Source organism: Streptomyces sp. MCA2 (assembly GCF_023544705.1).
Taxonomy (GTDB): Bacteria; Actinomycetota; Actinomycetes; order Streptomycetales; family Streptomycetaceae; genus Streptomyces; species Streptomyces decoyicus.
The window spans coordinates 88,138-105,523 of the sequence record NZ_JAMJFM010000018.1 but is presented as its reverse complement, the minus strand read 5'-3'; the positions used below and the strand labels follow the sequence as shown (position 1 = coordinate 105,523).

The 17,386-nt window shown below is 65.8% G+C and carries 15 protein-coding genes and 1 pseudogene; 6 read left to right on the top strand and 10 right to left on the bottom strand.

Annotated features, from left to right (window positions below; genetic code table 11):
- Positions 1–12 precede the first annotated feature (12 nt).
- A complete protein-coding gene (locus tag M8I34_RS17455; RefSeq protein ID WP_250050349.1) occupies positions 13–822 on the bottom strand; it encodes a hypothetical protein in 810 nt (269 codons plus the stop codon).
- Positions 823–2,170: 1,348 nt separating this feature from the next.
- Between M8I34_RS17455 and M8I34_RS17450 the strand changes: the two genes are divergently transcribed.
- Positions 2,171–2,869 carry a 2-phosphosulfolactate phosphatase gene (locus M8I34_RS17450; RefSeq protein WP_284050453.1) on the top strand — a complete coding sequence of 233 codons (699 nt, stop codon included), beginning with the start codon at positions 2,171–2,173 and terminating at the stop codon, positions 2,867–2,869.
- A gap of 19 nt (positions 2,870–2,888) precedes the next feature.
- Here the strand turns inward: M8I34_RS17450 and M8I34_RS17445 are convergent, their stop codons facing one another.
- The 3 genes from M8I34_RS17445 to M8I34_RS41920 form a co-directional block, all read right to left on the bottom strand.
- On the bottom strand, positions 2,889–3,650 hold the full coding sequence (locus M8I34_RS17445; protein WP_250050390.1) for a transposase family protein: 762 nt from the start codon (positions 3,648–3,650) through the stop codon (positions 2,889–2,891).
- Positions 3,651–3,784: 134 nt separating this feature from the next.
- Positions 3,785–5,548: a caspase domain-containing protein gene (locus M8I34_RS17440; RefSeq protein WP_250050348.1), complete on the bottom strand. Its 1,764-nt coding sequence runs from the start codon at positions 5,546–5,548 to the stop codon at positions 3,785–3,787.
- A gap of 11 nt (positions 5,549–5,559) precedes the next feature.
- The gene (locus M8I34_RS41920; RefSeq protein ID WP_374210927.1) at positions 5,560–5,958 is read right to left on the bottom strand and encodes a hypothetical protein; all 399 of its coding nucleotides are present in this window, start codon (positions 5,956–5,958) and stop codon (positions 5,560–5,562) included.
- A 244-nt stretch (positions 5,959–6,202) separates the two neighbouring features.
- Between M8I34_RS41920 and M8I34_RS17435 the strand changes: the two genes are divergently transcribed.
- Entirely contained in the window at positions 6,203–6,523 is a 321-nt protein-coding gene (locus M8I34_RS17435; RefSeq protein ID WP_284050451.1) for a hypothetical protein, read from the top strand.
- Positions 6,524–6,545: 22 nt separating this feature from the next.
- Here M8I34_RS17435 and M8I34_RS17430 read toward each other — a convergent pair whose 3' ends face one another.
- From M8I34_RS17430 to M8I34_RS17410, 5 genes and pseudogenes are all read right to left on the bottom strand, one after another.
- A complete protein-coding gene (locus tag M8I34_RS17430; RefSeq protein WP_250050347.1) occupies positions 6,546–7,043 on the bottom strand; it encodes a hypothetical protein in 498 nt (165 codons plus the stop codon).
- 54 nt (positions 7,044–7,097) lie between these two features.
- Positions 7,098–7,930 (bottom strand): IS5 family transposase gene (locus tag M8I34_RS17425; RefSeq protein WP_374210926.1). Its coding sequence is split into 2 segments (ribosomal slippage): positions 7,098–7,591 and positions 7,591–7,930, totalling 834 coding nucleotides; the frame shifts between segments, so codons are not numbered across the junction.
- A 64-nt stretch (positions 7,931–7,994) separates the two neighbouring features.
- Positions 7,995–8,396 (bottom strand): annotated as a pseudogene (locus M8I34_RS17420) (transposase); the annotation flags it as partial.
- A 172-nt stretch (positions 8,397–8,568) separates the two neighbouring features.
- Positions 8,569–9,342, bottom strand: a complete 774-nt coding sequence (locus tag M8I34_RS17415; RefSeq protein WP_250050387.1) for a class I SAM-dependent methyltransferase — start codon at positions 9,340–9,342, stop codon at positions 8,569–8,571.
- A gap of 223 nt (positions 9,343–9,565) precedes the next feature.
- On the bottom strand, positions 9,566–10,159 hold the full coding sequence (locus M8I34_RS17410) for a TetR/AcrR family transcriptional regulator (RefSeq protein WP_250050346.1): 594 nt from the start codon (positions 10,157–10,159) through the stop codon (positions 9,566–9,568).
- 114 nt (positions 10,160–10,273) lie between these two features.
- Here M8I34_RS17410 and M8I34_RS17405 point away from each other — a divergent pair, with 114 nt between their 5' ends.
- Positions 10,274–11,248: a zinc-binding dehydrogenase gene (locus M8I34_RS17405; RefSeq protein ID WP_250050345.1), complete on the top strand. Its 975-nt coding sequence runs from the start codon at positions 10,274–10,276 to the stop codon at positions 11,246–11,248.
- Between the two features lie 953 nt (positions 11,249–12,201).
- Positions 12,202–12,810 carry a LysR family transcriptional regulator substrate-binding protein gene (locus M8I34_RS17395; RefSeq protein ID WP_250050344.1) on the top strand — a complete coding sequence of 203 codons (609 nt, stop codon included), beginning with the start codon at positions 12,202–12,204 and terminating at the stop codon, positions 12,808–12,810.
- Between the two features lie 32 nt (positions 12,811–12,842).
- Here the strand turns inward: M8I34_RS17395 and M8I34_RS17390 are convergent, their stop codons facing one another.
- Entirely contained in the window at positions 12,843–14,066 is a 1,224-nt protein-coding gene (locus tag M8I34_RS17390; RefSeq protein ID WP_284050432.1) for a PP2C family protein-serine/threonine phosphatase, read from the bottom strand.
- A gap of 873 nt (positions 14,067–14,939) precedes the next feature.
- Here M8I34_RS17390 and M8I34_RS17385 point away from each other — a divergent pair.
- Both M8I34_RS17385 and M8I34_RS17380 read left to right on the top strand, forming a co-directional pair.
- Positions 14,940–15,971 (top strand): hypothetical protein, encoded by a 1,032-nt coding sequence (locus M8I34_RS17385; RefSeq protein ID WP_250050342.1) that lies wholly within the window; start codon positions 14,940–14,942, stop codon positions 15,969–15,971.
- 53 nt (positions 15,972–16,024) lie between these two features.
- The gene (locus M8I34_RS17380) at positions 16,025–17,293 is read left to right on the top strand and encodes an FAD-dependent oxidoreductase (RefSeq protein WP_250050341.1); all 1,269 of its coding nucleotides are present in this window, start codon (positions 16,025–16,027) and stop codon (positions 17,291–17,293) included.
- Positions 17,294–17,386: the final 93 nt, after the last annotated feature.

Genomic DNA, 17,386 nt, shown 5'->3' with positions numbered 1-17,386 from the left:
CTCACCGAATGCCTACTGATTGTCAACGATCACTTCAATCGCCAACATGCGAAGAAGATGGAAATCTGGGCCCCAATTGCATGCCTCACGACTCGTAGGCAACAATACTTTTGACTCTGAGAAGCGAACGTCATCTTTGGCGTGTACGATCCTATTGCGCAACTGGTACACCCTTTGTACAACTTGCGACGAGAGTGGCCCTTTCTCGTTCTTCGGGTTGATGGGATTAACCCCGGAAATGGGGCCGTTCCTATTGAAGTGGCCCGAGTGATCCAAGCTGAAGAAGTCTTTCAGTTTGGCATCGGATACGCACTCTTCTAGGAGAGTTCGCAGTTGCTCCCCTTCGCTCGCACCGTGGGACCTTTCGACAGAACTGAGAATCTTCATGACTGACGAATCTCTGTGCTCATCGAAATCTACGGAGCGCAGAATGCGGCGGACTTTTCTCACGACTTCCCTTCGGCGCACCGCAGGGAAGTAATGCTCTAGGACTTGATAGAGCGACAGGTAAGTAAGGACCCTCCCATCCCTTGCGGAAAGTTGTTGCGAAGCCGCAAACAGTGCAGCGGCATCCTGGGGAACGGCGATCTTCGGGAATCGCACGTCGCGGTTCGCCGGAATCGCATGCCGGGTGACCGCCAGCCTCTCCAACTTGGGGCGCAGCGAGTACAGGATCCTGTTTCGAACGTTGAGCTCAAAGAGAAAATACTTGGCCAAATCGAGGGCCTTATGGAGAATTTCGTCGCGTTCGAGCCGCGCGTCGAAATGGACCTTCAGTGTAGCAGGCCGGCGGTCCCTGGTTCGATTATCCTCCAGTGGCATTAGGGGTGTACACAGAGGTGAACTCGGGGAAATCTCTACGCATGTGGACCGATCGCGCGAAGTGACGCGAAGCACCGGGTGTATGAGCCTCTTGATCTCATCCTCGAAGTGGGGCGGATCGAATTCATGAGAATGATGGCACGGGTGCACGTCGTAAGTGAAGCGGTCAGCCTAGAACCCCTGAGTGCACCTATCCCATCCATAGAAATGGAGAACTCCACTAATCCAGCTTTCGCGTCCACCCACCCTTCGAATTCATCCATTCTCCCTCCGCCCTGGCTGATCGAATTCAACATCACTCGGGCTGCCTCGACCGGAATGACGCCAACTTCTCGACGCCACGTCACATGATTCAATTCGAAGGTCAAATAGTCGGCATTACTTTCGGCGAATCTCCAGCCATTGGCGCGCTCTATCGCCTTTATTTCGGCGGCTTCAAAATCAGATGGGAATGCCGCCCCGTCCGTCGATGGCATGTTTCCCCCTCACAGCGACACAGATCGTGCGACGGATCATACGGTGCAGTCGAGGGCGGTCGGAGTCCAATTGCGGGATCCACAAGGGATCCCGGATATCCATTCGCTAGCTGGAGGCCCGTCAGGAAGGCTCTCACATCTCGACGACCGGCTGACTGGGGCAGGGGAAGGGGCACCTGTGTTCTAGGGAACAATGTCTGCATGTGCTACGTCAACGGCAACAGCACGGGCTAGCTGGCCATCTTCACTGGCGGAAAACGATGATCGGTCGGACTGCGGGCGTGACGTAGGGCGAGGCACTCATCGTCGGCCCGAAGGCCAGCACTCGCCGCCCGGTGACGGACTGCCCAGACTCCTCACACTTGGAGCGCGGGCAGACCAAGTAGTGGCTGCCATCCCCGGGGCAGCCCCCTCGGCGTCGCTACCAACCTCGCGGGCTCATCCCCGCTGGCACGGGGAGCGGTCCTGGCAGTAATCCCTCAGCGGCCCTTTGACGGGCTCAAGGGGCAGTTGCGTAGAACTGGGGGGGCCGGCAGGACTGCTTGACCAGTGTGATCCATCCTCTTCAAGGGCTGCGTCCTCGACAAGTGGGCCCGCCGAGTTTCGGCGCGCGCACCTTCCGTCGTAATTGTCGGCTACCACTCCGACGGCTCGGCCGCGCCGAGAAAGACACCGTCATGATGAGACCAACCGCCGCACGTGCACTGAGTCCTTTCCAACTTGCTGAAGGTCTAAGTCAGACCACAGGCGACGAGCCGCTGGTCTCCCCGCTGGCCCGCCCGATACTCAAGCGCGTGCCCGCGAGGTAGCCGCCCAGCAGATCCCGAGTCGCCGAAAGATCGTCAACGTGCCTTGTGGACCGCTTCAGCGGGCTGCGACCATCCCGGCATGGACTCGCGAGTAGTCAGGTGGCCGTTGTGATCGATGTGATGCGGGCGTTCACCACCGCCGCATGGGCTTTCCACCGCGGGGCAGACAAGATCGTTCTCGCTGCCGACGAGGGCGAGGCACTGGCGATCAAGGCGTGTCGCCCGGGCTGGCTTGCGCTCAAGGATGGGGCACCGGTCAGCGGGTTCGACCTGGTCAACTCCCCTGGCCTAATCCAGGAGGCCGACTTGGCGGGCCGCACCGTGATTCAAAAGACCACTGCGGGAACGGTTGGGGCCCTGGCGGTTGTCGAGGCAAAATTGGCGCTGTTCGCCAGTTTCGTCGTGGCCGGTGCGACGGCCCGGGCCCTGGCAGACGCCGGCGCCGACTCGGTGACGTTCGTGGCCACCGGCGAGGACGGCCGTGCCGCCGAGGATCTGGTCTGCGCCGAGTACCTGGATCGGCTCCTGGCCGGGGATCGTCTCGACCCCGGCCCCTATCTGCACCGTGCCGCCACCTCCCCAGCCGCGGACGACCTGCGCAGCGGGCGACGCCGCGGTGCTCACCCCACCGATGTGGAGTTGTGTCTGGAGGTCGATCGGTTCGACTTCGCCATGAAGGTCGGGCTCGAGGAAGGGATGGCAGTGCTGCGGCCGCTCCGGACTCGACCAGATGCGGTGTCCGCTGTACACCGCGCACGGTAATTAATGAGCCGTTCCCGCCTCACGCTGACGCGAGGTGGAGGGTGAGGACGGCCTTGACGATGTCGGTGATCCGGGTGGTGCTGCAGCGCAACTTGCGCAGCAGGCGCCAGCCCTTGAGCGTGGCCATGGCCTGCTCGCCCACGGCGCGGATCTTCGCATGCGCGACGTTGACCGCCTGCTTGCCAGCGGAAAGGTTCCGGTGCTTGCTGCGGAAAGGGACGACCACGGTGCCTTCCGCACCCTGATATCCCTTGTCCGCAAAGCACTTGATGCCTGCCTCGGCCAGAGCGTCGATGACGCGGTGGGTGCGGGCGGCTGTGATGTCGTGAGTGGCGCCGGGTAGAGCGGGCGAGGCCCAGATAAGGCGTCCGAAGGGGGCGGTGATCACCTGCACGTTCATGCCGTGCTTCCTGTGTTTGCCGGAGTAGAACGGGCGGTCAACGGCGATCCGGTCGATGGGCAGCAGCGTGCCGTCGAGAATGACGAACGCCTTGGCGGAGGCGGCCGTTACGGCCTGCTCCAGGGTGGGGGCGACGGCGGCCAGGACGGTGACGGCCTCGTGTATGTAACGGTAGACAGTGGCGACGCCGACCCCGAAGCCGGCGGCGAGCTGGGCGTAGGTGTCGCCGCAGCGCAGGTGGGCCAGGGATAGCAACGCCTGCTGTCCGGCGGGGAGTTTGCGCCAGCGGGTGCCCAGCTCGCGCCGCCGGTGAGTGAGGTGCTGGGCGAGGAAGCGCAAGCTCTGGCTGGACAGCTCGATCGCCGACGGGTAAACCAGCACGCGAAGCTCCTGGTGGTGCGCGTTGATCTTGATCGACGATCCTTCTACCAGGAGCTTCACCACTTCCCGACGCCAGGGCGCCCGCCCGTCGCACCAGCCAAGCGATCAGGTTGGAAACGGCTCACTGTCTGTGACTACGGAGCTAGACGGATCTGAGGCCGGCGCTTCCTCAGGCAGAGCCAATACGAGCCCAATAGACCGATATTCGCAAGGCCGAACATCAGGTATGCGAAACTTAGCGCAGCGTCATTTTTTAGGATCTCCTCATCGTAACCCAAGGTGGAGGAAAATTGAATTTCTATCGCTAAGGCAAAGACCAGCCACCCGGTTACCAGTCCGGCTCCTAGGTGGTATGGCCGGACAGTCAGCCCGCATGTCGGCAGGAAGATAGCGAGAAGCGAAACGAGCACGCACCTAATTAGGCGCGAAGTCGCATCATCCGCAAAGACTCTAATCTCGCTGTTCCAGTTTACGAAAAAGATGATGCAAGCCAGCGTTACTGCCAGCCCGGCGACAATGAACAATCCGCTAAGCGCCGCAGGGCGAGAAAATCGCGGCGGTGGGCTTGTTCGAGCTACTGCGACAAATGCCATGACTGCGGCAACAACCCAGAGGAGTCTGCCGGTGAGGATCACCTCACCCGTCCAAGGAAAGTAGATGTGATTGGGACGATACATGTCTACAGCAATAGCAAATGGAATACCTGCCCCGTCTGCTAGACCATAGCCCAGTAGCGCGCATGCAGCTATCCATGCGCGAAAATCAGGCAAACGCATGAACCGCCACCCAAGTATACCCACGAGTATATTGAAAAGCGGCATTGTGATATCGATAAGCGTTATCTCGTGGCCAGGGTCGCCGGTCGCCAGCTCGCGAAAACTTAAGGTCAGGCTGGGGCTTGCCACTGATTCAATGAGCAAGAATATCGGGCTTGACAGCTGACCCAGTCCGTATAGCCCCGTAGCAAGCAGCACGATCCAGCGGACAGGCCGCAGAAGTTTCCACTCGTCCGAAGACTTCTTTTTTCTTAGCGATACTAGCTCGGGCTTAGATCTCGAGGAAGATCCGGGCTCAAAGCTCGAGGAGGATGCGGAAACCGCCTGTCGCACAGGAGGCGGCGCGGGCTGCTCGATATTTCCCGTGTACGCAGTGTCTGTTTCTGTGGTTGCAGCATTTCGAACAAGGGCCAGCAGATCGACTGTACCGGTTCCGCGTTGCCTCGGTGAAGGCAAATCGCGCATCGCCGTAACTTGCAGCAGTCTGCGGTAAATTTCGCCATAGGTTAGAAACTCTGGTCCGCCAGAGACTCCTGCGCGGAGCAGATGAAGGAGCTCGCCGGTGAAGGCCGTGTGGCTCGCACCGATCGGCGCTAGGGCAACGGCATTGACGGGAGTCGACGCTAGTACGTAGGTGCCCTCGACGGCGACCTGTCCAAGGATCCTTTCTTCCTGGCCACTCATGTCTTGGATCGCGCGGCCACTAAAGCAGCAGTCGAGAATAACGATACGGTTCACTGCTGGGGAATCGCTGAGGACGTCGCGGATCAGATCGAATGCCAGAGCGCTGACTTTCAGTTCATCGAGATCGGTGTCTACCAGACCAAGGTAGAGCTCATTTCGGGATCCAGTTTGACCATGGCCGGCGAAGTAGACGAGAAGGGTGTCTTCCGCAGCCCTCGCATACTGACGTAGGGTCCGGTAGACCGTACGGGCGTCCGCAGGATCAGAGATTATTACGCATCGCTCTTCAGGGATGCCGCCCAGCTTTGAATCGATAAGAACAGCAGCCAGGTCACGTAGATTATTTCTCACGGCAGGTAGGTCGGTCAGTTGAGAGGACCGATAGATGCTGGTGCCGATAAGTACGACGTATGATTGGTGCGGAATGGGAAGACGCACAACTACCCGTCCTAGCTGTCCTCTGCAGTCGATGCTTCGACGTTTGATCCCCTCTGGTCCGCAAGCGCTACGCGTACCAGTTCTGCCGCCTCAGCCGCCCCCTGGGTGGTGACCTTGACGCTTCTTCCCTCAGCTGTAGTGATCTCTACTGCGGTGTTGTTATCGCCGCTGACAAGCCGCTGACTCAGCCAGAGCGACAGCGACTGACCCAGTAGGCCAGCGAGTGTGCTGATAGTGCCAGTTACTACGCCTTCACCGATCAACTCACTGAGGGCCCCCATAGTCCCTGGCCGTGGGGGTGGGTTCACATGGCGTACACGGCCCCGCAGCGCGGGTTCATGACGCAGCCACTCCCAGAGGGACTCTCCAGCGGTGTCATCCCCAGTTACCGTGATGCGGACGTTGACCATCCACTCCCCCTCAGCAATGTCGGTGCCGCTGGGCCGGCCCATGGCGCCTTGTAGAACGACGATCATCCCACTGGGCGTTCACCGTTCGCAGTCACTTAGGCACTTCATGCGGTTGCTCGACTCATGACATGGTGACGCACCAGTGCAGCGGGCGTGACTCCATCGGGTGAAAGTCCAGAGAAGCGACCTCAAGTTCAAACGTTCCCCCGTAAGGTCATGACATCCAGTCCTTCGGCAGGCTCTCCTGGAGCCACAAGCCAGTTGCCTGACGGACCTGGCTTACAACATCCGCAGCCACAAAGACCAGTTCGCCGCACTCCTACCCCACGCCGCCATCGGCCCCTCAGCAGATCCTCGCCCCAATCTCATGCGCGCGATCCTCCTGCGCCCGCAGGCACCGCAGTGGGCAGGCGACTCGACTGAATGGGCCGAAGAGTTGACCGCCGAACTCGTCGAGGCCGTCTCACTGCACCCAGACAACCGCGAGTTGCTGGAACTCCATGAGGAGGTAGCAGCCGATCCTGAGACCGGCCCCCTCTACGCGAACGCCCACCGCTACGCCTAATACTCCAGTGCGACTTTGCGATCTACGCCGCTGTGGGTGAGGAGAGTCGTCGTTGGTAATGGCAGTGTCGGGCCAATGCCTGATGGCTTCTGCGCCAGTTCGACCAGTTCAGGAGCGCGCTCAGGGATCGAGTTGGTGGTCTGAACAGCACGCTGATCAGGCTGCGGATCTCTGGAACGGTCAAGTCGATCGGTTCGCTGCTGCGGGTGGGGCGGTTCGGGTCCTCGGCTCTACTCGGCCTCGCATCGTCGGCGGCCGCAGCCAGGAATGCGAGAGCAAGCATGGCCAGGGTGATGTGCCGGTGCCAGGCTGTCCAGTTGCGGACCTGGTAGTGGTCCAGGCCGACCTGCCCTTTGGCGGCCTGGAAGCATTCCTCGATGCTCCAGCGGGTGCCGGCGACGCGCACGAGTTCCGAGAGCGGGACGTTCCGGGGTGACCAGCACAGATAGAAGGCGAGTTCACCGGTCGTGGGATTGCGACGGACCAACAGGTGGCGGTGGTCTTCGGCGCCGATGCTCACCCAGGCCCAATCGGAGTAGCGCGGGCCCTTCGCGCTAGGGGGTGTCTTCAAATGTCACACCCACATCAGCAGTGATGCGAGGGTGACGGCGGCTTGGTAGGACTCGGCGGTCTTGTCGTAGCGGGTGGCGATGCCGCGCCATTGCTTCAAGCGGTTGAAGCAGCGTTCGACCACGTTGCGCCGTTTGTAGAGGTGCTTGTCGAAGGCCGGCGGGCGCCCGCCGCGGCTGCCGCGCCGGAGCCGGTTGCGGATCTGGTCGGTCCGTTCGGGGATGGTGTGGGGGATGTTCCGGCGCCGCAGCCAGGTACGTATCGCTCTGGAGCTGTAGCCCTTGTCGCCCAGCACGTGGGCGGGCCGGACCTGTGGCCGTCCCGGGCCGACCCGGGGCACCCGAATCGCGTCCATCACGGCGGTGAACTGGGTGCAGTCGTTGCTGTTCCCGCCTGTGACGGTGAAGGCGAGCGGCCGGCCGGTGGCGTCGCAGGCGAGGTGAATCTTGCTGGTCAGACCGCCTCGGGAGCGTCCGAGGGCGGGGACGCGCAGCCCCCTTTTCGGGCCCCGGCGGCGTGCTGGTGGGCGCGGACGACGGTGGAGTCGACCGACACGAGCCAGTCAATGTCCCCCGCCTCGTCCGCCTTCGCCTGGGCGGCCCTGAGCATCCGCTCGAAGGTGCCGTCCAGGGCCCACCGGCGGAATCGGGTGTGCAGCGTGGCCCACGGACCGTACCGCTCGGGCACGTCCCGCCAGGCTGTGCCGGTACGGAACTTCCACACGATCCCGTTGAGCACGGTGCGGTCGTCCAACCGCTTCCGGCCCCGCAAGGAATCGGGCAGCAGCGGCCGGACGAACTCCCACTCGGCATCGGACAGTTCATAGCGACGTATCACCCGACCATGATCCACCACTGGAGATCATTTGAAGACACTGCCTAGGCCCGGCGCTTTGCCGATGCCATGCCGTGGGGGGTATCAGTGCCCGTCCCCTGCGGGAGGCGTACGCGAGGAAGACGCCGACCTGGCTGTTTTCGATTCGTCCGGCGGTACCGGTGTACTGCCGCTGCACGCCTGCGGAACCGTGGCCCTTCTTCAGGAAACCGGTCTCGTCGACGATCAGAACGCCGTCATCGCCGCCGAGGCAGTCCGCAACGTAGCCGAGGACCCGATCACGGAGTGCGTCAGCATCCCAGCGGGCGGTCCGCAGTAGCCGCTGCATCGGCCCCGGGCGGGTATGCCCGGCGTGCTCGGCCAGCCGCCAGCAGTTCTTGCGCTCAGTGCCGGACAGTAGTCCGAGTACATACGCGCGGGCGGTGGCCCGAGGTTCCACGCGTCCGAACAGCCCCGCGACCTGGGCCATGGCGTGGTCGAACAACGCCCGCCAGCGGGCAGGGTCTACGCCATGGCCCGCGGCCACCGCACGATCTTCAGGAGTCCACACAGCCCTTGATCATCTCGCGGCAGCAGCCTGCATCAGGCGTGCGGTATTGGCCGTCGTCGCCACGGCCATCGTGAAACTGCACACCGGAGTACTAATCCGCTTGCAGGACGAAGAACAGGAAGCTCAGGAAGCGCGGCTTGACCTCGGGGAACAGGTCACGGGCGGCAGGGTCAGACTCTGGCTCGCTGATGACCGTGATCCGAAACCCCGCTGCGGTGAAGGCGTCGGTCATCGCGTGCAGCGGCCTGTTCCAGAAGCTCAGTTGGGCGGTCCGGCCGCCCATGGACCACTCCTCGATCCGGTCGTAGGTCGCGAAGTAGTCGGTCCTGATTCCGGCCAGGTACTCCAAGCCGTGGATGGCGAGGGGGTGGTCGACGGACATGATCAGCCGACCGCCGGGCTTGAGTACGCGTCGCAGCTCGGTCAGCGCCGGCCCCCAGTCCTCCAGGTAGTGCAGCACCAGGGACGCGACGACGTCGTCGAACGTGTCGTCAGAGTAGGGAAGGGGACTGCCCAGGTCGGCCACCTGCAGGTCCACATCGTCGCCGAGCCGCCGCCGGGCCAGCTCCAGCATCCCGGCACTCGCGTCGAAGCCGCTCACGACGGCGCCACGGTCGCGCAGCGCCGCGGACAGGGGCCCGGAGCCGCAGCCAGCGTCGAGGATCCGCCGACCGGCCACGTCTCCGGTGAGGGCCAGCATCGCCGGCCGCTCGTAGTAGGCATTGACGAGGCTGGTTTCGTTTTCGGCCGAGTACGCCTCGGCGAAGCTGTCGTAGTCGTTGCCCCTCGGTGGATCAACAGTCACAGCAGTCGGCAAGGCAGCTCCGGTGTGGCTCGCGTGCCCTTGCTGGTCGCCAGAAGTCATGGTGCGGGAGACGTAGGCCGCACCAGTTTGGTTCCTGGCCGCAACCATTGATACGTCTGCCCACGGAGCCCGTCTGCGACTGCGGCTCGGCTTGAAGATCTTCGGGTAGGTCTGGGCGCAGTCGACCCGCACTTGATCACGAAAGTGCACTGGAGTACTAGTGACGACCGAGTGGGAGATGACCGGTCTTCGACCGTGAGGTGGCGCGGCCGCCGGCGGGCCGTTACGCCTCCAGCATGCCGGTGACCAGCAGCCGTAGCGACACCGCAAGCCGTTGAGCCTCTCCCTGCCCCAGCAGGCGCACGATCGGTCCGTTCTGCAGAGCGCCAAGCAGGATATGGGCCAGCAACTCGGCGTCCAGGTCAGAGCGTTCCTCGGTGATCAGCTCGCTGATGTGGCCGTGCCAGAACCCGTAGACCGAGTGCTGTTCGCACGAGTCCTCCTGGGCGTCGCGGGGGGCTGTCGCTGCCTGGCCGAGAGCGGCCAGCAGACCCTTGTTGCGGCCGACCACGTCCACGACCGCGTCGAGGAAGACCAGCAGCCGCTGCCTGGGCGGGGCTCCCGGGCCCAGCGGCGGGGGGCCGTCCGTGACCGATTCACGCAGGGCGTGGGCTCGTTCCAGCATCAGCTCTCGCATCAGGCCCGCGCGGCTGCCGAAGCGGTGGAACACCGTGCCCTTCCCGACCCCGGCCGCGGCAGCGATGCGCTCCATCGAGACCTGCTCCGGAGGGTGTTCGGACAGGAGGCTCTCGGTGGCCTTCAGGATCGCGTGCCGATTGCGTGCCGCGTCGGCGCGCTCCCGACGGACTTCCGCCATCAGCTAGCTCCTCATCCAGGATCATCACCGTAGACAACTGGACCGACGGTCCAGTACGGTCGAATTGGACCGCCAGTCCAGTTTAGAGCACCCTCTTGTTGAAGGAGATCTGCCATGCGACGAATCCGCTACCACTCCTACGGTGGCCCCGAAGTGCTCACCCTGGAAGAAGTCCCCGTTCCCGTCCCAGAGGCGGGGCAGGTGCTCATCCGGGCCGAAGCGATCGGCGCCAACTTCGTGGACACCCAGCTCCGGCGCGGCATGGCCCAGACCGAGCTCTACCCGCGGCCCTTACCCAGGTCCCTCACCGGCGACGTGGTGGGCACGGTCGAGGCGGTCGGGCCGGACACGGATCCGGCGCTGATCGGGCAGCAGGTCGCCACAGCCTCCGAGGACGCGTTCTGCGACCTCATCCTCGCGGACGCACAGTGGCTCGTCCCGGTACCCGACGGGCTCGACGCGGGCACGGCCAGCGCGCTCCCGATGGTGGCACCGGTGGCCCTGGGCGTGCTGCACGCCGGGCGGCTGGCGCACGGCGAGACCGTACTGGTTCACTCCGCCGCGGGCGCCATCGGCCACCTCGCCGTGCAGCTCGCGAAGGTACTCGGTGCGGGTACGGTCATCGCCACGGCCAGTACGGCCGCCAAGCTGGACTTCGCCCACGCCCACGGCGCCGACATCGGCGTCAACTACACCGATGAGGACTGGCCCGAGCAGGTCCGCACGGCCGTGCCCGGCGGCGTGGACGTCGTCCTCGACGCGGCCGGCGGCAACATCCTGCGCCGCAGCCTGGACCTACTGGCCCCGTACGGACGGCTGGTGACGTATGGAGCCGCGAGCGGCGAGCTCGGCAGCATCCCCGTCACCGACCTGTTCGCGCTGAGGTCCGTCATGGGGTTCTCCCTCATAGCCGCGCATGCGGCCGACGCCGAGCGCGCCGTGAAGGACCTGGCTGAACTTACCGAGTACGCGGCCCAGGGGTTGCTACGCACAGCGGTCCACGCCCGCCTGCCGCTGACCGAGACCACGGAGGTGCACCGGCTGCTGGAGAGCCGTGCACAGCTGGGCCGCATACTGGTCGTCCCGTAGGACGGCCGGGCCGGTCCGAACGCTCGTTGCTACGGCTGACAAACAGCGAGTACCAAGCTCAGCTCCACGCCGGCGTGTATCAGGGAAGTCCGAGTGCTCTCGCGTACCGCCGGCACTATCCGCCGCATTCGAACATGCCCCGCGTAGACCCGATCGTGGAGGAACCTTCCTATCAGTCACAGTAAATGACAGATCAGGGGCGCAGGCACAGGCTCTGGCACCTGCCGCTACCTGCCACCGACGGCCAGCCGCCTGACGGGCGACTGGCCGTCCCGCGTTTGCCGCCACGTCAGTGCCATCATTTCTCATCGACATTCACGGGCCCACTGATCATTAAGTGACTCCGGAATTTGTCGAGAGACGCTGCTCCTAGAGAGCAACGAAGCCACCCCCGCCAAGCTCCCGGCCACCCACCTGACACTGCGAAGAGCCAGGCACCCCGCATCCAGCAACCCAGCCCATGTCGCGCGGCAGGTCCTCGCGCGACACCGGCGTGGGCTCATCCCCGCGGGGGGGCGGTTCAGCTCGTCGAGCTTCGCGGGGGTCCTTGACGGGCTCATCCCCGCGGGTGCGGGGAGCAGATCGGTTTCGTGCGCCTGGTGTGGCGCGCGCTGGGCTCATCCCCGCGGGCACGGGGAGCGGGGTCCGGCCGTCGACAGCGGCGATGCCGACGAGCGGTACGCCGCCCGGCAGGCCGCTGATGGCGATATCTGAATCTCCCCACCACGCGCTCGGGACTGCCTCAGCGCTGCTCGGTTGCCGTTCAACGACTCCTCGGAGCTGGTCGGCGGTGATCGCGGTCGCGTCGTCGATCGGGCCGAGCCGGACCGCGTCCAGGATCGCGGTCCTGGGAGGCCGTCTTCGCACGGCCGTAGACGTGGCAGAACAGCCGGTCGGCTGAGCACGGCGCGTCCGAGCGGAGCGCCGTAAAGGAGTTCCTGCCGCACTCCGAGGTGACCTCACGCTGTCAGTACTCCCCCGCCACTCTGCTCGACGACCTTGCGGTGGGCCGCCTGGAAGCGACGGTGCTCGGCGACCATCCCGCCCAGGAGCTACCGCCGCGTGAGGGCGTGGTGCTCAACCCGCTGGTCACCGAGCCCGTCTTCGCCCTCCTGCCGACGGCCCACCCGCTGGCGGCGCAGGAGGAGGTCTCTCTGGCCCAACTCATGGACGAGGACTGGGCGGTCCCCCGCCCCGACAGCGACCGCACTCGCGAATACTGGTCCTCCGTCTGCGCTCAGGTGGATCGCCGTCCGTTCACCCCGTACGAGGCCGAGGGGCGGCAGTTGATCGAGATCGTACGGGCCGGCCTGGCCGTCAGCCGCTGCCAGGCCACCTTTATCGAGGCACCGGGCGTCACTGTCCGTCCCCTGGCCGGAAGTCCTCTGTGGTACCGGCATGTTCTGGCCTGGCACCGCGACGGCCCGCTCGCCGCACACGGTGCCGCAATCCACCGCAGAGTCTCCGACGGCTATCTGGACACGTGCGCCGCCAACCCTGTGTACGCACGCTGGCGGGAACGGCATCCGCATGCGGCCAGGGTGGCGGAGGCCAGAGGCTGAGCGGTGACGGTGCCGAGGTAGGGGAAGCCGCCTCACGACGTGTGGCCGCGGCTCTCGACACCATCAGCTTGTTGATCGCCCGCTCGATGGTGTTGCGCGGCGGCAGCTGCGCCGACGTGTTCGCCGGCTTCTTCGTCGAGCCGGTCGACGAGGATCATCGCCACATCGTCGGCAAGGCGGCCCTGGGTGTGTCGGATCAACCCCTGGTGCAGCTGTTCCAGGAACTCCTGCGGGGTGCGGGCGTGCACCGCTTCCATGGCCTCGGGCAGAGCGAAGAAGGCGTTGTCACGATCGCGGGCTTCGATCACGCCGTCGGTATGCAGCAGCAGACGGTCGCCGGGTGCGAACGGATAGCTCTCCGCCGTGCCGGGAGAACCGATGATGAAGTCCTCCAGGCCGAGGGGCGGCAGCAAGGAGGTGGGCATCAGCGGCTGAACCTTGCCCTGGCGCAGCACCAGCGGAGGCGGATGGCCACGGTTGACCACGTCGACCACGGGTCGGTCCGGCACCTGCACCACGATCGCGGTGACGAAACCCTCCAACCGGGTTTCCTGGTCGACCGCACCGGGCACGGCGCGATCCCGTCGCAGCGCAGCGACGCAGTGGTTCATCACCTCCCCCAGTTCGTCCTCGTAGTGCACGGCCTCCCGGAACGCGCCCAGCACAGCCGCGGCCGAGCGCACGGCAGGCAGCCCCTTGCCCCGGACGTCGCCCACGATCATCCGGACCCCGTACCGGGTCTGCACGGCCTCGTACAGATCGCCGCCGATCTGCGCCCCCCTCTCGGCCGCGAGGTACAGGCTCGCCGCTCGCACCGGTCCCAGCCGGGCGGGCACAGGTCTCAGCAGGACCTCTTGTGCCACCACGGCGATCCGGCGGACCTGGTTGAGCTCGCCCTCCCTGCGCGTACGCACGGCGCTACTCGTCGTGACACTGGCCAGGGACACCAGGAAGACAGCCAGCAAGTTGGTGTAGACCTGCTGGCCGCCCCACGCATGGTTGTAGGTGGCGGTGGTCACGCTGACCGCCAGAGCGACAGCCGCTGCCGAGAGGGTGCCTTTGGGGCCCATCGTCACCGCGGCCAGCGCCGGCGTCGCGGTGAGGAGCGGGCCGGTATACAGGAAGTGTGCAGGTGAGAACTCGATACCCACCACCAGCAGGGCGATCGCGAACGGCACACACTGCCCGAGCGTGAAGAGCCCCCGGCTATAGAGGCCCGTCCCTGGTCGAGGAGGTGAGCGGAAGAGCGACCGCATGGGTACAGCCTGCCTTGTTGAAGCTCACTGTTCCACTCATCGCTGGTCCTGGCCTCCCGGCCCTTCGGTGCCCCGTGACCGGGACCCGGGTATCAGGCAGCGCAACCGGCGACGAGGCACAGGGTGCCGTCAGGTGGCGTGCCATCCGGACCAGCGAGTCACCGCGATTTCCACCACGGGCCCTTCCGGCGGGTGGTCGGCGTACTGCTGCCCGTACTTCCGCGTCAGCAGGCTTACATAGCGCGCGGACGCTGCCGACCCCCGGCCGGCGGCAGCACGGCGGCCGTGCCGTCCGCGCGCGCCCACCACAGGCGCGTTCGCGAGTCCGCGGCCAAAGGCCAGGTACCCCGATCGGCCCCGGCGCAACAATCCGTGCGGCCGACCGGGCGATCACCGTGCAGGGCGTGCGGGGCGGAGGTGCCCGGGGCGATGCCACGTCGGGTTGTCTCGACAGGACCGTGCGTGACCGGAACGGCACTCGCCGCATACGTCAGGCGCCTACGACAAGGGCACCGGTAAACAGTCACGGAACCATTCACCGGGGCGTAACGCGCGCCCGGGATGCGGTCGAGGTGCCGAAGCCCAGGTCGGTCCCGGGGCGCAGGATTTCCCTGATGAGCCATCAGAAAAGTTCGACGTCGACTCGGCGCACGACCCCTTGCCAAGCCAGATCGTACGTGTTCGGATTATCTCCATCGGGCGGCCCCCACCGTCACGAATCCGCTGCTCAACCCCTGTACGGCGGGGCGAGTCCACCCTGCCCCCGCTCCCCCATTCCCTTCGATCGACGCGTCCTGAGCGTGGCCGCCGCATGCCCGCGGCCGGCGCGCAGGCCGTGCTCGGCACCCGTAAGCGAGCCCTGGGAGGAACCCCGTGTTCGATCTTTCGTCCGTCGATCTGCTCGACGCCTTCACCCGCGAGCTGCGGCTGTGCAAGGTGCGCAGCGGCGAGCATATCGTCGTGCTCTCGGAGCCCGGCAGCCGCGGCGACTACGTGGCGGCGGCCTTCGGTGCGGCGAAGGCATGCGGTGCGCATGTCATCGCCGCGACCGTGCCGGGCGGCAGCCCCGCGCCGATGCCGAGCACCCACACCGGTGCGGGCCCGGGTCTGGTCTCCGTCCTCAACGACAGCACCGCACAGGACCTGCTGAAGTCCGCGGACCTGGTCGTCGATCTGACCCGCGAGGGCTTCATCCACGCGCCGGTCCAGCAGGAGATCCTGCGCTCCGGCACCCGCATCATCTTCGTCTGCGATGCCCCCGACGTGCTCATCCGCAATCTGCCCGCGGAGGGCGACAAGGCCGAGGTGCAGGAAGGTGTCGACCTGCTGAAGCGGTCGTCCGTCATGCGGGTCACCTCGGACGCCGGCACCGACCTGACCGTGCAGCTCGCGGGCGCCAAGCCGGAGTTCCAGTGCGGATTCGCCGACGATCCGGGCCGCTGGGACCACTGGCCGAGCACGATGGTGCTGTGCTGGCCGGAGATCTCCGACGGGCAGCTCGTGCTGGCCGAGGGCGACATCCTGCTGCCCTTCAAGGAGTACGTCCGCGACCCCGTCACGCTGCAGATCGTCGGCGGGCACATCGAGAAGGTCTCCGGCGGCGCCGAGGCCGAGATGCTGTCCATGTTCTTCGAAGACGCGCAGGACCAGTGGGCGCGCAGCCTCTCCCACATGGGCTGGGGCCTGATGCGCACGGCCGACTGGTTCGCCACCGCGATGTACGGCAAGGACGATCTGATGGGCATGGATGCCCGCGCCTTCGCCGGGAACTTCCTCTGGTCGACCGGCCCCCACCCGGTGCTGGGCCGCGAGTCGTACGCCCATCTCGACATCGCCATGCGCGGCTGCACCGTCTCGGTCGATGGCACCGAGGTGGTCACCGACGGGCAGCTCACCGACCGCTGAGCCCGCCACCTCGCGCACGAATCGCCCGTACCCGCCCGTGAGTTGGAGGAAGAGTGGCGTCCAGTCAGTCGTACGAAGTCACCGTCGTCGGGGGAGGTCTCGGCGGGCTGACCGCCGCGCTGGCACTGCGGCAGCGCGGTCTGCGGGTCACCGTCCTGGAGCAGGCGTCGCAGCTCGGCGAGGTCGGCGCGGGCATCCAGACCGCGCCGAACGCCAGCCGGATCCTGATGGGCCTCGGGCTGCGCCGGCAGATGGAGGCCATCCACACCGAGCCGCTCGACCAGGTGCGGCGCCGCTGGAAGGACGGCAGCATCGTCGGCCTGACCTCGCTGGGGCAGCGCTGCAAGGATGAGTTCAACGCCCCTTACTGGCACTACCACCGCGCCGACCTGCACCGCATCCTGCTGGACGGGTGCCTCGACCCCGCAGGGCCGGGCCCCGTCGTGGAGGTGCACACCGCGAGCACGGTCGTCGAGCTGGACCGCACGGACCCGGAACGCCCCGTGGCGGTCACTGAGGACGGGCGGCGCTACGCCGGTGACGCGCTCATCGGCGCCGACGGCATCCGTTCGCAGGTACGCGATCTGATGGGCGCCCCCGACACACTGCTGTTCTCCGGCGAGATGGCCTACCGGGCGCTGATCCCGGGCGATCTGATCGCGGCCGACCCGGCGACGCGCTGGCTCGTGGACCGCTACCAGAGCACCATCTGGTACGGGCCCGACCGGCATCTCGTCCACTACATGATCCGCGGCGGCGAGTACCTCAACATCGTGGCCTGCGTACCGTGCACGGACGAGGTCCGCGAGAAGTGGGCCGTCCCCGCGACGGCGCAGGATCTCGTCGACGCCTTCCCCGGCTGGGACGACCGTGTGCCGGCGATGCTCTCCAAGGCGAAGGAGGATGTCTCCGTCTTCGCTCTCTACCACCGGCGCCGCGACCCGGTGTGGATGGACGGCCGCACGGCACTCCTCGGCGACGCCTGCCACGCGATGCTGCCCTACCAGGCGCAGGGTGCCTCGCAGGCCATGGAGGACGCCGCGGTGCTCGCCGAGGAGCTCGGCGCGGTCACGGCCGACGGCATCGAAGGGGCGCTGCGCCGCTATGTCGACCGGCGCGCCAAGCACGCCGGGATGGTCCAGGACGCGTCGCTGCAGAACAAGACCTTCTACCACCTGCCCGACGGCCCCGAGCAGCGGGCCAGGGACGAGAAGCTCAAGACCTTCGACGGCGAGTCGGACCTCTCGTACGACTGGCTGTGGGATGGCACCCCGCTCAACGATCCCGATCTCGGCGCGTTCTCCTACCGGTTCGCCCGCTGAGACCTCCCCTCCCGCAAGACCCGCACGCTTCCCGCAAGACCCGCACGGCCAAGCCGCCGGCAGCGCGTCCGCGATGGTGCGGCACGTATCCGA